The organism is Brevundimonas sp. GW821-FHT10A07 (assembly GCF_059415785.1).
Genome location: NZ_JBWKNX010000002.1, coordinates 52,016 through 67,793 on the forward strand (window position 1 = coordinate 52,016; position 15,778 = coordinate 67,793).

At 69.6% G+C, this 15,778-nt stretch carries 17 protein-coding genes; 5 read left to right on the forward strand and 12 right to left on the reverse strand.

Translation table 11 applies throughout. From position 1 onward, the window contains the following. Window positions 1-169 precede the first annotated feature (169 nt). Window positions 170-799 (forward strand): alpha-ketoglutarate-dependent dioxygenase AlkB, encoded by a 630-nt coding sequence (locus tag AC07NC_RS01700; protein ID WP_494568413.1) that lies wholly within the window; start codon window positions 170-172, stop codon window positions 797-799. Here the strand turns inward: AC07NC_RS01700 and AC07NC_RS01705 are convergent. Both AC07NC_RS01705 and AC07NC_RS01710 read right to left on the reverse strand, forming a co-directional pair. Beyond that, a complete protein-coding gene (locus AC07NC_RS01705; protein ID WP_494568414.1) occupies window positions 786-1,595 on the reverse strand; it encodes a siderophore-interacting protein in 810 nt (269 codons plus the stop codon). The two genes, AC07NC_RS01700 and AC07NC_RS01705, sit on opposite strands and share 14 nt — an antisense overlap. After that, on the reverse strand, window positions 1,592-2,245 hold the full coding sequence (locus AC07NC_RS01710; RefSeq protein ID WP_154726349.1) for a PadR family transcriptional regulator: 654 nt from the start codon (window positions 2,243-2,245) through the stop codon (window positions 1,592-1,594). The genes AC07NC_RS01705 and AC07NC_RS01710 overlap by 4 nt, the downstream gene beginning before the upstream one ends. Before the next feature lie 108 nt (window positions 2,246-2,353). Between AC07NC_RS01710 and AC07NC_RS01715 the strand changes: the two genes are divergently transcribed. The 3 genes from AC07NC_RS01715 to AC07NC_RS01725 are packed head-to-tail and all read left to right on the forward strand — an operon-like array spanning window position 2,354 to window position 4,564. Then, window positions 2,354-3,103, forward strand: a complete 750-nt coding sequence (locus AC07NC_RS01715; RefSeq protein WP_494568415.1) for a dienelactone hydrolase family protein — start codon at window positions 2,354-2,356, stop codon at window positions 3,101-3,103. Window positions 3,104-3,159: 56 nt separating this feature from the next. After that, entirely contained in the window at window positions 3,160-3,648 is a 489-nt protein-coding gene (locus AC07NC_RS01720) for an Rrf2 family transcriptional regulator (RefSeq protein ID WP_494568416.1), read from the forward strand. Continuing rightward, on the forward strand, window positions 3,617-4,564 hold the full coding sequence (locus AC07NC_RS01725; RefSeq protein ID WP_494568417.1) for an NAD(P)/FAD-dependent oxidoreductase: 948 nt from the start codon (window positions 3,617-3,619) through the stop codon (window positions 4,562-4,564). The genes AC07NC_RS01720 and AC07NC_RS01725 overlap by 32 nt, the downstream gene beginning before the upstream one ends. Here the strand turns inward: AC07NC_RS01725 and AC07NC_RS01730 are convergent. From AC07NC_RS01730 to typA, 6 genes are all read right to left on the reverse strand, one after another. Then, a complete protein-coding gene (locus AC07NC_RS01730) occupies window positions 4,561-5,025 on the reverse strand; it encodes an OsmC family protein (RefSeq protein WP_008263054.1) in 465 nt (154 codons plus the stop codon). The genes AC07NC_RS01725 and AC07NC_RS01730 overlap by 4 nt on opposite strands. A gap of 14 nt (window positions 5,026-5,039) precedes the next feature. Then, complete coding sequence (locus AC07NC_RS01735; RefSeq protein WP_494568418.1) at window positions 5,040-5,747, reverse strand: GNAT family N-acetyltransferase; 708 nt, start codon at window positions 5,745-5,747, stop codon at window positions 5,040-5,042. A gap of 75 nt (window positions 5,748-5,822) precedes the next feature. Continuing rightward, on the reverse strand, window positions 5,823-6,863 hold the full coding sequence (trpS, locus tag AC07NC_RS01740; RefSeq protein ID WP_494568419.1) for a tryptophan--tRNA ligase: 1,041 nt from the start codon (window positions 6,861-6,863) through the stop codon (window positions 5,823-5,825). A gap of 136 nt (window positions 6,864-6,999) precedes the next feature. Continuing rightward, window positions 7,000-8,595 carry a murein biosynthesis integral membrane protein MurJ gene (murJ, locus tag AC07NC_RS01745; protein WP_008259524.1) on the reverse strand — a complete coding sequence of 532 codons (1,596 nt, stop codon included), beginning with the start codon at window positions 8,593-8,595 and terminating at the stop codon, window positions 7,000-7,002. A gap of 36 nt (window positions 8,596-8,631) precedes the next feature. Next, window positions 8,632-11,334, reverse strand: a complete 2,703-nt coding sequence (glnD, locus tag AC07NC_RS01750; protein WP_494568420.1) for a [protein-PII] uridylyltransferase — start codon at window positions 11,332-11,334, stop codon at window positions 8,632-8,634. Window positions 11,335-11,380: 46 nt separating this feature from the next. Next, window positions 11,381-13,213, reverse strand: coding sequence for a translational GTPase TypA (gene typA, locus AC07NC_RS01755; RefSeq protein WP_183197195.1), 1,833 nt, complete (start codon window positions 13,211-13,213; stop codon window positions 11,381-11,383). Between the two features lie 225 nt (window positions 13,214-13,438). Here typA and AC07NC_RS01760 point away from each other — a divergent pair, with 225 nt between their 5' ends. Next, the gene (locus tag AC07NC_RS01760; protein WP_494568421.1) at window positions 13,439-13,744 is read left to right on the forward strand and encodes a hypothetical protein; all 306 of its coding nucleotides are present in this window, start codon (window positions 13,439-13,441) and stop codon (window positions 13,742-13,744) included. Here the strand turns inward: AC07NC_RS01760 and AC07NC_RS01765 are convergent. The 4 genes from AC07NC_RS01765 to grxC are packed head-to-tail and all read right to left on the reverse strand — an operon-like array spanning window position 13,741 to window position 15,770. Next, window positions 13,741-14,238, reverse strand: coding sequence for a GNAT family N-acetyltransferase (locus tag AC07NC_RS01765; protein WP_494568422.1), 498 nt, complete (start codon window positions 14,236-14,238; stop codon window positions 13,741-13,743). The genes AC07NC_RS01760 and AC07NC_RS01765 overlap by 4 nt on opposite strands. Continuing rightward, window positions 14,238-14,672, reverse strand: a complete 435-nt coding sequence (locus tag AC07NC_RS01770; RefSeq protein WP_008261224.1) for a DUF1178 family protein — start codon at window positions 14,670-14,672, stop codon at window positions 14,238-14,240. Before AC07NC_RS01770 ends, AC07NC_RS01765 begins: the two co-directional genes overlap by 1 nt. Further along, window positions 14,669-15,508: a carbon-nitrogen hydrolase family protein gene (locus AC07NC_RS01775; RefSeq protein ID WP_494568423.1), complete on the reverse strand. Its 840-nt coding sequence runs from the start codon at window positions 15,506-15,508 to the stop codon at window positions 14,669-14,671. The genes AC07NC_RS01770 and AC07NC_RS01775 overlap by 4 nt, the downstream gene beginning before the upstream one ends. Before the next feature lie 4 nt (window positions 15,509-15,512). Next, window positions 15,513-15,770, reverse strand: coding sequence for a glutaredoxin 3 (gene grxC, locus AC07NC_RS01780; RefSeq protein WP_008262738.1), 258 nt, complete (start codon window positions 15,768-15,770; stop codon window positions 15,513-15,515). Between the last annotated feature and the right edge of the window lie 8 nt (window positions 15,771-15,778).

Genomic DNA, 15,778 nt, shown 5'->3' on the forward strand with positions numbered 1-15,778 from the left:
GCGCCGCGCGTGACCGCCCCCTGTGGGTTGGCGTGGTTGGTGTCGGATAGCCCCAAACTTCGCGGGGTTTCTCCGAAGCTGGCCCCGATATGGGAAAGTCCCATACGGCTGCAAGGGCGTTCTGCGATTCAGCGATGCGGCGGAACCGGTTTTCGCGCAGGATGAGGCCATGTCCGCGATTTTAGAGGTCAAAACCGCCGTTGAAGGCTTTCGCCTGTGGCCGGGGGCCCTGGACGCATCGGCCCAGGCCGATCTGGTCGATGCGGTGTTCACGCGGCTGGAAGCAGCGCCCCTGTACCGGCCGCAGACGCCGGGCGGACGGCCGTTCTCGGTGCGGATGAGCAATTTCGGGCCGCTGGGCTGGGTCTCGGACCGGGGCGGCTATCGCTATCAGGCGACCCACCCGGAGACGGGGCGGGCCTGGCCGGATATTCCGCCGGTGCTGCTGGACCTGTGGGAGGCGACGGTCGGCGGGCCCCGGCGGCCGGACGCCTGTCTGGTCAACCTGTATCGCGAGGGGGCCAAAATGGGCCTGCACCAGGATAAGGACGAGGCCGACCTGGGCGCGCCCGTCCTGTCGGTGTCGCTGGGCGATGCGGCCATGTTCCGTATCGGCGCCGCCGAGGGCGGGCGCACCACGACGCTGCGGCTGGACAGCGGCGACGTCTGCGCCCTGACGGGCCCGGCGCGACTGGCCCGGCACGGGATCGACCGCGTGCTGGAGGGGTCGTCGCGCCTGATCCCCGGCGGCGGGCGGCTGAACCTGACGCTGCGCGCCGCGGGGGTCAGCCTTCGATGACCTCGTGGGCGCCCGGGTCGCCGAGGCGCCAGTAGCCGGCGGCTTTCATCGCCTTGGGCGAGAAGCCAAGTCCTAGCGCCTTTGTCCGCAGGGCCTTGGCCACGGCGGATTCGGCGGCGATCCAGACATAGGCGTCTTTCGGGCTGACCCCGGTCAGGGCCGTGTCGAGCGCCGCCAGCAGGGTCTCGGTCCCGCCGCGCGGGGCGCCGTCGCGGACGGCCCAGGTGACGGCGACATCGGCGGCGCTGTCGAAGGTCCATGTCGAATCCAGGTCCGCGACCTCGACCACCACATGGGCGCGGACGCGGGCGGGCAGTTCCTCCAGACGACGGGCGATGGCCGGCAGGGCGGTCTCGTCGCCGATCAGCACATGGTCAGCGAAGGCCGTGGGGACGATGAACGACCCGCGCGGACCCCCGACGCCCAGGACCGACCCCACCTTGGCCGCCATGGCCCATTCGGTCGCCGGACCGCCGTGGCCGGTGATGAAATCCAGCGTCAGCCGACGCGCAGCGGCGTCATAGGCGCGGGGCGTGTAGTCGCGCGCCACGGGGCGGGGTTCAGGGAAGACCGGACCCTCCGGCCCCAGCGTCGGCATGACCGGCGCCTGGCCCTCGGCGACCGGGAAGATCTTCACATGGTCGTCGAAGCCCAGGGAGACGAAGCCCTCCAGGTCCGCGCCTTCCAGAACGATGCGGCGATAGGCCGGCGTCAGGTCCTGGACCGAGGCCACGGTCAGGGTGCGGAACTTCAGCTCGTGCCGCACGCGCCGGGGAATGCGCAGGAGCCCGGTCATGCCTGTTCCACCTTGTCGGCGGCCTCGGCCAGGATGGCGGCGATGGCCTGGACCTGGGCCTCGGTCAGGGCGGTCTCGCCCGTCAGACGGTCGTGGATCGTGTGGCGCAGGCGGCCGATGGCGTCCTGGATGGCGGTCGGCCGCAGGGCGCGGGCGGCGAACTTGTCCATCGTCGCCTCGGCGGCGCGCAGGATCGCCTCGTTCTCGGCCAGCAGGGCGCGGCCGGCCTCTGTGATCGAATACAGTTTCTTGCCGCCTTCGGTCTGGGACTCCAGCGCGCCCATCTCCTCAAGCAGGGTCAGGCTGGGGTAGATGACGCCGGGGCTGGGCGAATAGGCGCCGCCCAGCCGGGTCTCGACCGCCTTGATCAGCTCGTAGCCGTGGCTGGGTTTCTCCGCGATCAGCGACAGCAGGACCCAGCGCAAGGTGCCGTGGTCGAACAGGCGGCCGCCGCCGCGCCGGCCATGGCCGTGACCACGTCCGCGCGCCTCGCCGCCGTCCCAGCCAGGACCGAAGTCCGCGCCGCGTCCGCCGCGCATCCCGCGCCCGAAGGCGTGACCGAACCCATGCCCGAAGCCAAAGCCGCCGGGACGACCGTGTTTTTCGCCGCATCCGTTGCTGCGGCCTTGGAAAATCCCCTTGGACCTCATGATCGATTCCTTTTAGATATATCTATTCACGAGCGGTTAGATATATCTGAATGACGAAATGCGCAAGAGGGGCTGGCGTTGGGGCGAAAGCTGCGGCGTAGATCGCGGATGGACGATCTGAAGCGCCGCTGGGCCCGCCTCGAACCCCATCTGACTGTTGTCGGGCCCGACGACGACCGGCCCCGGCCGGCGGTGCTGCTGTTCCACGGCTGCGGCGGTCTGCGCGACCACCTGCCTCGCTATGCCGAGGCGGCCAAGGCGGCGGGCTGGCGGGCCTTCATCGTCGACTCCTACGGCCCGCGCGGCTGGGGGCGGGCCTTCACCCTGACGGCGGTCTGCACCGGCCTGGCCTTTCGGGGCTATGAACGGGCCGGCGACGTGCTGGCGGCGATCCAGGGGATTTCGGCCCGACCGGACGTGGACGCGACCCGGCTGGCCCTGGCCGGATGGAGCCACGGCGGCTGGTCGATCATGGAGATGATGAGCGCCGATCCCGCGCCGAACACGATGGGCGTGGCCGATCCCGGCGCGGCCGACCTGTCGGGGGTGCGGGCCGTCTGGCTGGCCTATCCCTATATCGGCCCGTTCGCCTTCAATCGGATGAAGCCCTGGCGGCACTGCCCCAAGGTGCTGGCCGTGACCTGCAAACGCGACCACCTGACCACGGTCCGCAACGCCGAAATGATCAACGCCATGATCCGCGACTGCGGCGCCGAGGTCGAAAGCTGGGTCGCCGCCGGCACCCACGCCTTCGACGAACCGACCAACAACGGCCCGATGCGCCACGACCCGGACCTGACCGAGGACTCCCTGCGGCGGTTCAGGGCCTTCCTGACGGACGTCGCGCCCCACGTCTGAAAAGAATCCCAGCCCCCGTCTTGACGCCGGGCCCATCACGTAACAATTGAAGTTACATGAAAAGGGACTCCCGCCTCTCGAACATCCTTCACGCCCTGCTGCACATGGCAGAGCATGAGGCGCGAACCGGCGCGCCCATGACCTCGGATCAGCTGGCCGTCTGTCTGTCGACCAATCCGGTCGTGGTGCGCCGGACCATGGCCGGCCTGCGCGAGCAGAAGCTGGTGGCGTCGGAAAAGGGGCATGGCGGCGGCTGGCGGCTGGCCCGGCCGCTGGACCAGGTGACCCTGGGCCAGGTCAACACGGCCCTGGGCGAGCCCGGCCTGTTTCCCGAAACCCCGCCTGTCGAGGCCGACGGCTGTCTGGTCGAGGCGGCGGTCAACGACGCCCTGGCCGGAACCTATGCCGCCGCCCGCGCCCTGCTGGTCGCGCGGCTGAACGAGATCACCCTGGCCGATCTGGCGGCGGACTTCGCGCGCCGGATGGCCGAACACCCCAAAAGGGATTTGCTGAATGCCCGTCTCAACGCCCATCGCCCCGAGTGAGCCCATGCCGCACGACGCCCTGATCATCGGCGGCTCCTACGCCGGTCTGTCCGCCGCCCAGCAGCTGGTTCGCGCCCGGCGCAGGGTGCTGGTCATCGACGACGGACGCCCCCGAAACCGGTTCGCCGCCCGCGCCCACGGCTTTCTGACCAACGACGGCCGACCGGGGGCCGAGATCACGGCGACGGCCCGGTCTCAGGTTGCAGCCTATCCCACCGCCGCCTTCCGCATGGCCGAGGCGATCACGATCGAGCGGATCGACGGCGGCTTCTCGGTCGCCTTCGCCGACGGCACGCGGACGCGGGGGCGCCGCCTTCTGCTGTCGCACGGGGTCGAGGATGTGCTGCCCGATATTCCGGGCGTCAAGGAACGCTGGGGCCGCACGGCCCTGCACTGTCCCTGGTGCCACGGCTATGAGATCGGCGGCGGTCCGATCGGGGTGCTGGGGCGGGGCGACCATGCGGTCCAGTACGCCGCCACGGTGGCGGAGTGGGGCCAGGTCACCCTGTTCATGGGGTTGGACGTCGGCCTGTCGCCGGAGGACGCCCATCTGCTGTACCGGCGCGGTGTTACCATCGAGACGACGCCCATCGCCCGGCTGGAGGGCGAGGCGCCGACCTTGACGGGGGCGCGGCTGACCGACGGGCGCTTCGTGGACCTGAAGGCCATCTTCGTCGGCGCCAGCGTCCGCGTCGCCAGCCCCTTCGCCGAGCGGCTGGGCTGCGAGATGACCGACACCCCGATGGGCCGGGTGATCAAGGTGGACGCCATGCAGGCGACGACCCAGCCGGGCGTGTTCGCCGCCGGCGACCTGGCGCGGGCGGCGTCCAACATCACCCTGGCCACCTCGGACGGCATGATCGCCGCCCACGGCCTGTTCCGCTCGCTGATCGAGGAGGAGACGGCCCCCGCCTAGCCGATGGTCGCCTCGATGGTGATTTCGGCGCGGACCGAATGGGCCATTTCGCAATGTTCGTGGGCGGAATGGTGCAGGGCGTCCAGCTCGGCCTGGTCCGGCTGGCGGCCGGAGAAGGCGGTCACGGGGCGAAGGGCGACACGGGCGAGATACCGGGCGCCCGCCGCGTTCTTGTCCAGTTCGCCGGAGGCCGCGTCGCGATAGGAATCGACCACCAGACCGGCGTTGGCGGCGAAGGCCAGGAACCACAGCATGTGGCAGCTGGACAGGGAGGCGACCATCGCCTCCTCCGGATCGACCGCCGAGGCGTCCGACAGGGGCACGGGCACGCCGGCGGGCGACGACGACCCGGGGACCACCGCCCCGCCGTCGAAGGTCCAGCTGTGGGCGCGGCTGTAGCGCTTGTCGGTGAAGGGCTGATCGCCCCGCATCCACTCGATGGTCGCCCCGTGCGCGCTCATGGCCCGTCTCCCTGTCAGTCGGCCAGGATCGTATAGACCATCGGCGCCCGAACCTCGAAGCCCAGGGACCGGTAAAAGGCGATGGTCGCCTCATGATCGGCGAAGGCGTGCAGGAAGGCGGCCTCGCCCGAGGCGTGAATTTCGCCGACCACCGCCCGCGAAAGGGCGGCGGCATAGCCCTTCCCCTGGTGGTCGGGGTGGGTGCAGACCCCGCTCAGCTCGGTGAAACCGTCCACCCGCAGCCGCCGCCCGGCCATGGCGACCAGTTCGCCGTCCTGCTTGATCCCGATGAAGGGGCCGAGTTCGCGGGTTCTCGAGCGGAAGGGGCCGGGCCGGGTCAGGGTCGCCAGGGCCAGCATGGCGGGGGCGTCGGCCTCGGTCAGGGTCTCGAAGGCGATGTCGGGCGCCCTGGCCGAGGTCCTGGCCGGGGTCAGGGCGCTGGCGGTCATCTGCACCAGGGCGATGCGGCGATCCACGGCGACCCCGTCCGGCAGGACGTCGGCCATGGGTCCGTCGGAATGCTCGACCATTCCCGCGCCGGGGTGTCGCCGGGCCAGTTCGGTCAGCCGGGCGCGGCTCTGGGGCGAGGCGTCGGCGGCCGACAGGAAGACCCCGATCTCGGGGTCGATGCGCACGGCGTGGGCGTCGGACTCCGGCGTCGTGAAGGATGACAGACGGGTGGTCAGGGCGTTCCAGACGGCGCGGTCGAGGGGATGTTTCATGGCCGCGCTTCTAGCCCCGACGGCGCGGCGGCGGAACCGGTCGCCGCGACGCCGCGTCCGAAAACCGCCAGCGGCCTACCCCCGCCAGAAGCCGACGATCGTCTTGACCTCGTCCACCACCGGATCGGCGACCTCGGCGGCGCGGTCGGCGCCGTCCTTCAGCACGCGGTCGATCTCGGCCGGATCGTCCATCAGGCGGCGCATTTCGGCCGTGACGGGGGCCAGGGAGGCCACCGCCAGGTCCGCCAGGGCCGGCTTGAAGGCGCCGAAGCCCTGGCCGCCGAACTGTGCGATCACCTGTTCACGCGTCAGGCCGGCCAGGGCGGCGTAGATGGCCACCAGGTTCTTGGCCTCGGGCCGGTCGTTCAGCCCGTCCAGGGTTTCCGGCAGGGGCTCGGGATCGGTCTTGGCCTTGCGGATCTTGGACGCGATCGTGTCGGCGTCGTCGGTCAGGTTGATGCGGCTGTTGTCGGACGGATCCGACTTGGACATCTTGGCCGCCCCGTCGCGCAGGGACATGACGCGCGTCGCCGGCCCCTGGATGATCGGCTCGGGCACCGGGAAATAGCCGGGAACGCCGAAGTCGTTGTTGAACTTGGCGGCGATGTCGCGGGTCAGCTCCAGATGCTGTTTCTGGTCCTCGCCGACCGGCACCTCGGTCGCCTTGTACAGCAGGATGTCGGCGGCCTGGAGCACGGGGTAGGTGTAGAGGCCGACCGAGGCCCGCTCCTTGTGCTTGCCCGACTTCTCCTTGAATTGGGTCATCCGGTCCAGCCAGCCCAGGCGGGCGACGCAGTTGAAGATCCAGGCCAGTTCGGCATGGGCGCGCACGGCGGACTGCGGGAAGATGATCGACTTGGCCGGATCCAGGCCCGAGGCCAGATAGGCGGCGGCGATCTCGCGCGTCTGGGCGGCCAGCTTGTCCGGCTCCTGCCAGACGGTGATGGCGTGCATGTCGGCGACGAAGACGAAGACGGGCGCGCCCTGGTCCTGCAGTTCGACGAACCGCTTCAGGGCGCCGAGATAGTTGCCCAGGTGAAGCGCGCCCGACGCCTGGATGCCGGACAGGATGCGGCGCGGGCCGGTGTAGAGGGCCGAGGGAGTTTGGTCGGTCATGGATTCGGGTCTCGAAAAGGCAGGGTCAGGCGTGGCGAAGGGTGCGGCGGTTCAGCCGCGCCATCGCCAGGTGGAGATCAGGCCCGAAAGGATCATGGCCCCGCGCTTATCGCCTCGCGGTCCAGCCGTCCAGACCTCAATCCAGGCCGGATACGGGTCCCGCGCCCGGCTCGCGCCGCAACGTCCCCTTGAGCTCCGACAGGGTGACGGCGCGGAACAGCAGAAGACAGACGCCGTAGGCCGCCGCGCCGGCCGCGCAGACGATCAGCACCGCCGCCTCCTTGGCCAGGAACAGGCGGCTGAGAACCGGATAGCCGAGGCTGGCGGCGAACAGCAGGCCCGCCATGATCAGGCTGGCGGCGAAGATGCGCGACAGGCGCGACAGGAAGGCCGCAGACGGCCGCCAGCTGTCCTCGCGGATCAGCGTCCCGGCCAGAAGCGCGACGTTCACCCAGGCGGAAATGCTGGTGGCGATGGCCAGGCCCAGCACCCCGTCCCAGCCCTGCGATCCGAACCAGAAGAACAGGGCCGATCCCAGCACCACGGTCAGGATCACCGAGGTCACGGCGAAGATCATCGGCCTTCGCGTATCCTGACGCGCAAAGAACGGCGGGGTCAGGACCTTGACCAGGACGAAGGCCGGCACGCCCCAGGCGAACTGGCGCAGCACGTCGGCGGTCCGCGCCGCATCGGCCGAGGTGAAGGCGGCGCGCGTCACCGTGGCGTCGATGATGAAGAAGGGAATGACGAACAGAGCCACGCCCGCCGGCAGGGCGAAGGCCAGGGCGAGGCCCAGTCCGTCGTCCATCGTCCGCCGTCCGCCCTCGTGGTCGCCCGAGACGAAGGCGCGCGTCAGGCGGGGCACCAGAGCGAGGCCCAGCGCCACCCCGACCAGGCCCAGCGGCAGCTGGTACAGCCGGTCGGCGTTGTACAGCACCGACCGCGCCCCTTCGTTCGATCCGGCCAGAAACTGGCTGACCAGGGAGTTGATCTGGAAGGCGCCCCCGGCCAGCACGCCGGGAATGGCCAGGGCCAGCGTCTTTCTGACCCCGGTCGTCAGGCGCGGCCACGACAGGCTGATCCCCACCCCGAGACGTCGCACGCCCCACCACAGCAGCGCCGCCTGGATAACCCCGGACACGGTCACCGCCGCGCTGACGGCGATCAGGATCTGGGGCTGGGCCATCGGCACGACGCTGGGCGCCATCAGCGGGACCAGGGTGCACAGGTTCAGGAACACCGGCACGCCCGCCGACAGGGCGAACCGGCCCCCGGTGTTCAGCACGCCCGACAGCAGCGACGCTATGGTCATGCAGGCCAGATACGGCATGGTCAGCTGCGCCGCCGTCACTGCGGCGCGCATCACCGCGTCGTCGTCGCGCCAGGCCGACAGCAGCCAAGGCATGATCCACGGCATGGCGACCTGCAACAGGATGCAGAAGGCCGCCACCACGGCGAAGATGAAGCTCAGCGCCTCTGACGCCGTGACGGCCGCCGCCGCCTCCCCTTCGCGCGCCCGCACGCCGCCGTAGATCGGCACGAAGGCCTGGGCGAAGGCGCCCTCGGCGAACAGGCGGCGGAACATGTTGGGCAGCATCAGCGCGGTGGTGAAGGCGTCCATCATCGGGCCCTGACCGAACCGCGCCGACAGGAACAGGTCGCGGGCGAAACCCAGTATGCGGCTTCCCAGGGTCAAGGTGGCTTGCACCAGGGTGTTGCGGGCGAGACTCATGCGGACATTCGGCGAGGAGCGACGGATGGTCTTCGCTTAGCGCGCTTCCGACGGCGGCGATACGGGCTTGGCGCGGGTCCGGCGGCCCAGGTCCGAGACGTCGCGCGCGCTGGCGCGGGCCGAGGCGACCTTGCGGCCCTCGGGGGCCGGGGCGCGGCTGTCCAGCACGGCCTCCAGGGCGGTGCGCAGCTCGGCGATCCGCTGTTCGGACGTGATCTTGCGCCCCTTGCCATCGACCACATAGAAGCTGTCCACCGCCCGTTCGCCATAGCTGGCGACATGGGCCGAGCGGATGTTCAGCCCCTCGTCGCTGAAGACCCGCGAAAGCGCCGCCAGCAGGCCCGGACGGTCGGCCCCCGAAACCTCGACCACCGTGGCCGTCTCGCTGGCGTGGTGATCGACCATGACCACGGGCCGGACCTCGAAGGCGGCCTTTCTGGCGTTGCCGGCGGGGGCAGGCGCCTTGCTGATGCGGCCCTCGCCGCGCGCCGCCTTCTCCAGGGCGTCCACCAGGGCCTTGAGCCGGCGCGGTTCGGCCTGGCCGTAAGGCAGGCCCGCCCCGTCCTGAACCCGGAAGACGTCCAGGACCACGCCCTCGCTGGTGGTCGCCACCCGGGCGTCGGTGACGTCGGCGCCCAGGGCGGCCATGGTCTGGGCCAGGTCGGCGAACAGGCCGGGCCGGTCGGCGGCGGCGATGGAGATCTCCGTGGCCTGGACCGGCAGGCCCTCGACCGGGGTCAGGGGCGCGGCCTGGGCGGCGGCCCCGGTCTGACGCGCCCGCTCCACCAGGGCCGGATGCGCCGCCAGCGGATCCTCGCGCGCCACGTCCTCGCCCCGGAACATGGCGGCGACCTGATCATAGAGGGTGCGCATCAACTGCCCCTTCCAGCCGTTCCAGACGCCCGGCCCCACGGCGCGGATGTCGGCCACGGTCAGGACCAGCAGCATCCGCAGCCGTTCGGGGTCGCCGACCAGTTCGGCGAAGGCGCGGATGGTGGCCGGATCGGACAGGTCGCGCTTCTGGGCGTAGTCCGACAGGGCCAGGTGGCTGCGCACCAGCCAGACCACCAGTTCGATGCGGCGCGGATCGACGCCCAGGCGTTCGCAGGCCCGGCGCGCGGCGATGGCCCCGTCCTCCAGCTGGCCCCGCTCGCCGCCCTTGCCGACGTCGTGCAGCAGCATGCCCAACATCAGGGCTTCCATGTCCGAGATCAGATGCACGATCTCGGTCGCCATCGGATGGTCGGCCTTCAGCTTGCCCCGGGCGATATCGTTGATGATGCCGATGGCCTGCAGCGTGTGCTCGTCCACCGTATAGGCGTGGTACATGTTGAACTGGGTCTGGCCGACGATCCGCCCCCATTCGGGCAGGAACCGGCCCAAGAGGCCCGTCTCGTTCATGATGGTCAGGGTGCGATAGGGCCGCTGTCCGTGCGTCAGGACGTTCAGGAAGGCGCGCGTCGCCTCCGGATCACGACGCAGCCTGGGCGTCACCAGCGACAGGCTCCGGCTGACGGCCGAGAAGGCGTCGGGGTGCAGGTCCAGGTCGTGGCGATCGGCGCAGACGAACAGGGTCAGAAGCTTGACCGGATCGGCGGTGAAGACCTCGGGCCCCTCGACCGACAGACGCCCCTGATCGACCCAGAAGCCCTCGACCTCCAGCTTGCGGCGGTTGGGCCGGAACGGGGTCATCAGGCGCGACAGGCCCTGGGTGGGCTTCTGGTGGCGGGCCTCCAGCTTGGCTGACATGGCGCGGGTCAGGGCGCCGACGTCGCGGGCGACCAGGAAATAGCGGCGCATGAACCGTTCCACCGCCGGCTCGTCGCCACGCCCGCGCCACCCCATCCGCCGGGCCACCTCGGGCTGCATGTCGAAGGTCAGCTTCTCCTCGGCCCGCCCCGCGACCAGATGCAGATGGATCCGCACCCGCCACAGAAAATCGAAGGCCTCGTCCGAGGTGCGGCGTTCGCGCGGGGTGAACATCTCGTCCATCACCGTCGCGCCCAGCCGGCTTTCCGGCGCCAGGGAGCGGGCGATCCAGTACAGGGTGTTCAGGTCGCGCAGCCCCCCCTTGCCGTCCTTGACGTTGGGCTCGACCTTGTAGCGGGTCACGCCCGCCTTCTGGTGACGGAGGGCGCGCTCCTCCAGTTTTGCGGCGATGAAGGGGCGGGGGTCGGACTTGGCCACCATGTCGCGGAAGCGGCCGATCATCAGGTCCGAAAGTCGGGCGTCCCCCGCCAGCGGCCGGGCCTCCAGCAAGGCGGTGCGCACCGTCATGTCGGTGCGCGACAGGGCCAGACAGTCTTCGACCGACCGCACTGAAGGCCCCACCTTCGCCCCAAGATCCCACAGGACATAGAGGATGAACTCGATCACCCGCTCGCCGCGCGGCGTCGGCTTGCCGGGCCGCAGGAACAGCAGGTCCAGATCGGAATAGGGCGCCAGGACGCCGCGGCCGTAACCGCCCACCGCCACCAGCGACAGGCGTTCGCATTCCACGGGCGATACGGGATGAAGGGTCTGGGTCGCCACCCGCCACAGGGCCGCCAGCATGTCGTCGGCGGCCGTGGCGTACAGGCGGGCGACCTCGCGCCCGTTCAGCCCCCCGTCCAGCTTGCGTTCGGCGCGGGCGCGGGCGGCGTCGTAGCTGTCCCTCAGAACGGACGCGACCGCCGCGCGCGGATCTCCCGCGCGGGCGGCCTCGTCAAGGCGGTCATCCAGACTGGGCGAAGCGGTCATGTCGGCCACCTATAGGCCGCATCCCCCCTCGCGTCAGTGGAGGATATTACTCGGGGCGAACGCGCTTCTTGCGGAACGACGGGTTCAGCGTCTGCTTGCGCAGGCGGATGGACTTGGGCGTCACCTCGACCAGTTCGTCGTCGTCGATATAGGCGATGGCCTGTTCCAGCGACATCTGGCGCGGCGGGGTCAGGCGAACGGCCTCGTCCTTGCCGGAGGCGCGGACGTTGGTCAATTGCTTGCCCTTGATCGGGTTGACGTCCAGGTCATCCCAGCGCGCGTTCTCGCCGATGATCATGCCCTGATAGGTCTTTTCGCCGGCGCCGACGAACATGACGCCGCGATCTTCCAGGTTCCACAGGGCGAAGGCCGCCGTGTCGCCGTCCGAGTTCGAGATCAGAACGCCCTTCAGACGACCGGCGATCGCGCCCTTGTATTCTTCGTAGTGGCTGAAGACCCGGTTCAGCACGCCCGAACCGCGCGTGTCGGTCAGGAACTCGCCCTGATAGCCGATCAGCGAGCGCGACGGGCATTTCAGGCTGATGCGGGTCTTGCCGGCGCCCGACGGACCCATGTCGGTCATTTCGGCCTTACGGGCCGACAGCTTCTCGATGACGATGCCCGAGAACTCGTCGTCCACGTCGATCATGACGTCTTCGATGGGCTCCATCTTCTCGCCGTTGGGGCCTTCCTGGAAGACCACGCGCGGACGCGAGATCGAGACCTCGAAGCCTTCGCGACGCATGTTCTCGATCAGAACGCCCAGCTGCAGTTCGCCGCGGCCGGCGACCTCATAGGCGTCGCCGCCTTCGGTGGTGGTGACGCGGATGGCGACGTTGGCCTCGGCTTCCTTCAGCAGACGGTCGCGGATGACGCGCGACTGAACCTTGTCGCCTTCGCGGCCGGCCAGCGGGCTGTCGTTGACCGAGACGGTCATGGAGATGGTCGGCGGATCGATGGGTTGAGCGGGAAGCGCGTCGACGACTTCCATGGCGCACAGGGTGTCGGCCACGGTCGCCTTGGACATGCCGGCGATGGCGACGATGTCGCCCGCTTCCGAACCCTCGTCCAGAGCCGTACGCTTCAGGCCGCGGAAGGCCAGCACCTTGGTGATGCGGCCGCGCTCGATTTCCTTGCCTTCGCGGTCCAGGGCGTGGATCGCCATGCCGGGGATCGCCTTGCCGCTCTCGATGCGGCCGGTCAGGATCCGGCCCAGGAACGGGTCGCTTTCGATCAGCACGTTCAGCATCTGGAACGGCTTGTCCTTGTTCTCCTGAACCTTCGGCGGCGGGACGTGATCGACGATCAGGTCGAACAGCGGGGCCAGGTTGTCGTTGGGCTGGTTCAGATCCATCGTCGCCCAGCCGTTGCGGCCCGAGGCGTAGATGTGGGGGAAGTCCAGCTGCTCGTCCGTCGCGCCGATGGCGGCGAACAGGTCGAAGGTCTCGTTGTGGACGCGGTCCGGATCGGCGTGGGCGCGGTCGACCTTGTTGATGCACAGGATCGGACGCAGGCCCATCTTCAGGGCCTTGGTCAGGACGAACTTGGTCTGGGGCATGACGCCCTCTTCGGCGTCAACCAGGATGACGCAGCCGTCCACCATGCCGAGGATGCGCTCGACCTCGCCGCCGAAGTCGGCGTGGCCGGGGGTGTCGATGATGTTGATGCGGGTTTCGCCGGCCTTGCCGTTCCAGAGCACCGAGGTGCACTTGGCCAGGATGGTGATGCCGCGTTCCTTTTCCTGGTCGTTCGAGTCCATGGCGCGCTCTGTCGTCGCCTCATTGGCTCGGAAGACGCCGGACTGGGCCAGCAGTTGGTCCACCAGGGTCGTCTTCCCGTGGTCGACGTGGGCGATGATGGCGACGTTGCGCAGGTTCATTTGATAATCGCGAAAAGGCGCGGCCGGGATGCAGGCGGCCGCTGGTCATGAAAAGGCATGCAGGGAGCGCGCGCCTCTTACAGGCATGTGGACGGAAAGACCAGAGCAGGCGTTCAGACGCCCGCCGCCGCCTTACCGATATTTCATTCACGACGCCGCATCCGCGAGGGATGACGGCCCCCTCTACTCCCGTGACGGCATGACCGTTCAGGAATGGAGAAGACGATGTCGGCCTTGGTGGGAATGATGATCGCGGGTTTGCTGGCGACAGGGACTGCGCCGGACATGCGGGTGGACGCCCGAGATCTGGCTATGGACCGCCCCGGCCACGCCCTGGCTCTGGCGGAGCGTATTCAGCAGGCGAGCCGAAGCTGGTGCGCCCGCTATCGCGGCGTTCTGACGCCGAACGACGTGGGCGCGCCCAGCGTCTACGAGCGCGAGATGAAGCGTCGCGCCTTCTACCAGATGCCCCGGGACCAGCGTCGTCTCTTCGTACAGGCAGGGGGACGGCGAACCCTGAACCGGCCCTAGAGGCGGCGGATCATGTAGCGGGCGTCGGCGCCATAGCTGGCCAGCTTGGCCGCCATGCCCGGCGCCGCCTGCGCCTCAAACCCGTGGCGACGCCAGAAATTCACGGCGTCGTTGACGGCGACCAGGGCTATGGCGGGCCAGCCGTCCCCGGCCGCCTGTTCCGCCAGCCGCTCGACGACGGCCCCCGTAACCCCGCCGCCGCGCGCCTGGGGGTGCAGGGCCAGGTCGTGCAGATAGATCAGGGCCGGTTCCGCCGGCAGGCCCTCGATCACCGTATTCAGCGGCGGCGCGTTGTCGGCCCGCCACGGATAGGCGATCAGATAGCCTTGGCCCGGCGCCTCGCCGTCCGCCAGCACGAAACAGCCGCGCGGATAAAGCGCCAGCCTGTTCTGGAAACAGGCCCGGTCCTCGAAATGGTCCGGGAAGGACAGGCGGGCGACCTCGACCACGGCGTCGATGTCGGTCGGCCGCATGGGCCGCCATTGCAGGGTCATCAGTTCACCTTGGACGGATCCGGCGGGGCGTCAGGCAGGGCCGAGACGGGTACGCCGTCCTCCTTCAGCTTCTTGACCTCGGCGGGGGTGGCCTCGCCGTAGATTTCGCGCTTCTCGGACCGGCCTTCATGGATGTCGCGGGCTTCGCGGGCGAAGGCGTCGCCGACATAGTCGAAGTTGGCCTCGACGTGGGCGCGGACTTCACGGGCGGCGGCCATCATGACGGTCTGCATCCTGACGGCCATGTCCGAGGCCGGATCGGCCTGGCGTGCGCCGCCGACGGCGGGGGCCATCACGGCCTTCTCCACCCTGTTGGAGCCGCAGAACGGGCACTCCACCAGGCCGCGCGCGGCCTGGTCGTCATAGTCGGACGAGGAGCCGAACCAGGCCTCGAACCCGTGGGTCTGGTCGCATTTCAGGGCGTATCGGATCATTGGGCGGGCTGGAAGTCGCGGTCATGGGTCAGGGCGGGCACCGCCGCGCGGGCCTTCGCCACCGCCTCCATGTCCAGTTTCGCCGTCAGTATGCAAGGGTCGTCGTGATCCGCCCGGGCCAGGATCTCGCCCCAGGGTCCGACCACGGTCGACCGCCCCCAGGTGAGACGCCCGTCCTCATGCAGGCCGCCCTGGGCCGGGGCCAGGACGAAGGCGCCGGTCTCGATGGCGCGGGCGCGCAACAGGGTCTCCCAGTGCGCCTGGCCCGTCGGCGCCGTGAAGGCGGCCGGGACTGCGATCATCGCCGCTCCGGCCTTGGCCAGGTGACGATACAGGTAAGGAAAGCGGATATCATAGCAGATGCTCAGGCCCAGCCGACCCCAGGGGGTGTCGGCGACCGCCGCCGCATCGCCGGGCCGCACCGTCGCGCTTTCGCGGTAGCGCTCGCCGTTCGGCAGATCGACGTCGAAGACATGCAGCTTGTCATAGCGGGCGACGATCCCGCCGGCCGCGTCGATCAGCAGCGACCGGTTGGCGGCGCGGCTGTCGCCGACATGGCCGGAGCGGACGATGGCCGAGCCGATCAGCAGCCAGACGCCCAGCTCCGCCGCCAGACGACGCAGGCCCAAGACGACGAGGTCGGCGTCCTCGTCCGTGACGACGGCGTCGCGGCGGTTGCGGCGCTGCTCAAGGACATTGGTCCCTTCGGGCGTCAGGATGAATTTCGCCCCGCCGGCCGCCGCCTCGCGGACCAGGGGCTCGACATGGGCCAGGGCCGCCGGCGCCGTCGCCGGCGTGCGGGTCTGGATCAGGGCGATGTCGAGCCCGCCGCTCATGGGATCAGGCCGCCAGAAGCGGGTCGAGCTTGCCCTCGCGGTCCAGGGCGTGGATGTCGTCGGATCCGCCGACGTGGTTCCCGGCGATGAAGATCTGCGGGAAGGTCATGCGGCCGCCGGACTTCTCGACCATCTCGGCCTTCTTGGCCGGGTCGTTGGAAGCGACGATCTCGGTATAGTCGGCGCCCTTCTTCTTCAGCAGCGCCATCGCGCTGTAGCAATAGGGGCAACCGGGTTTGGTGTAGATGACGACGTCGGCCAATTCGGATC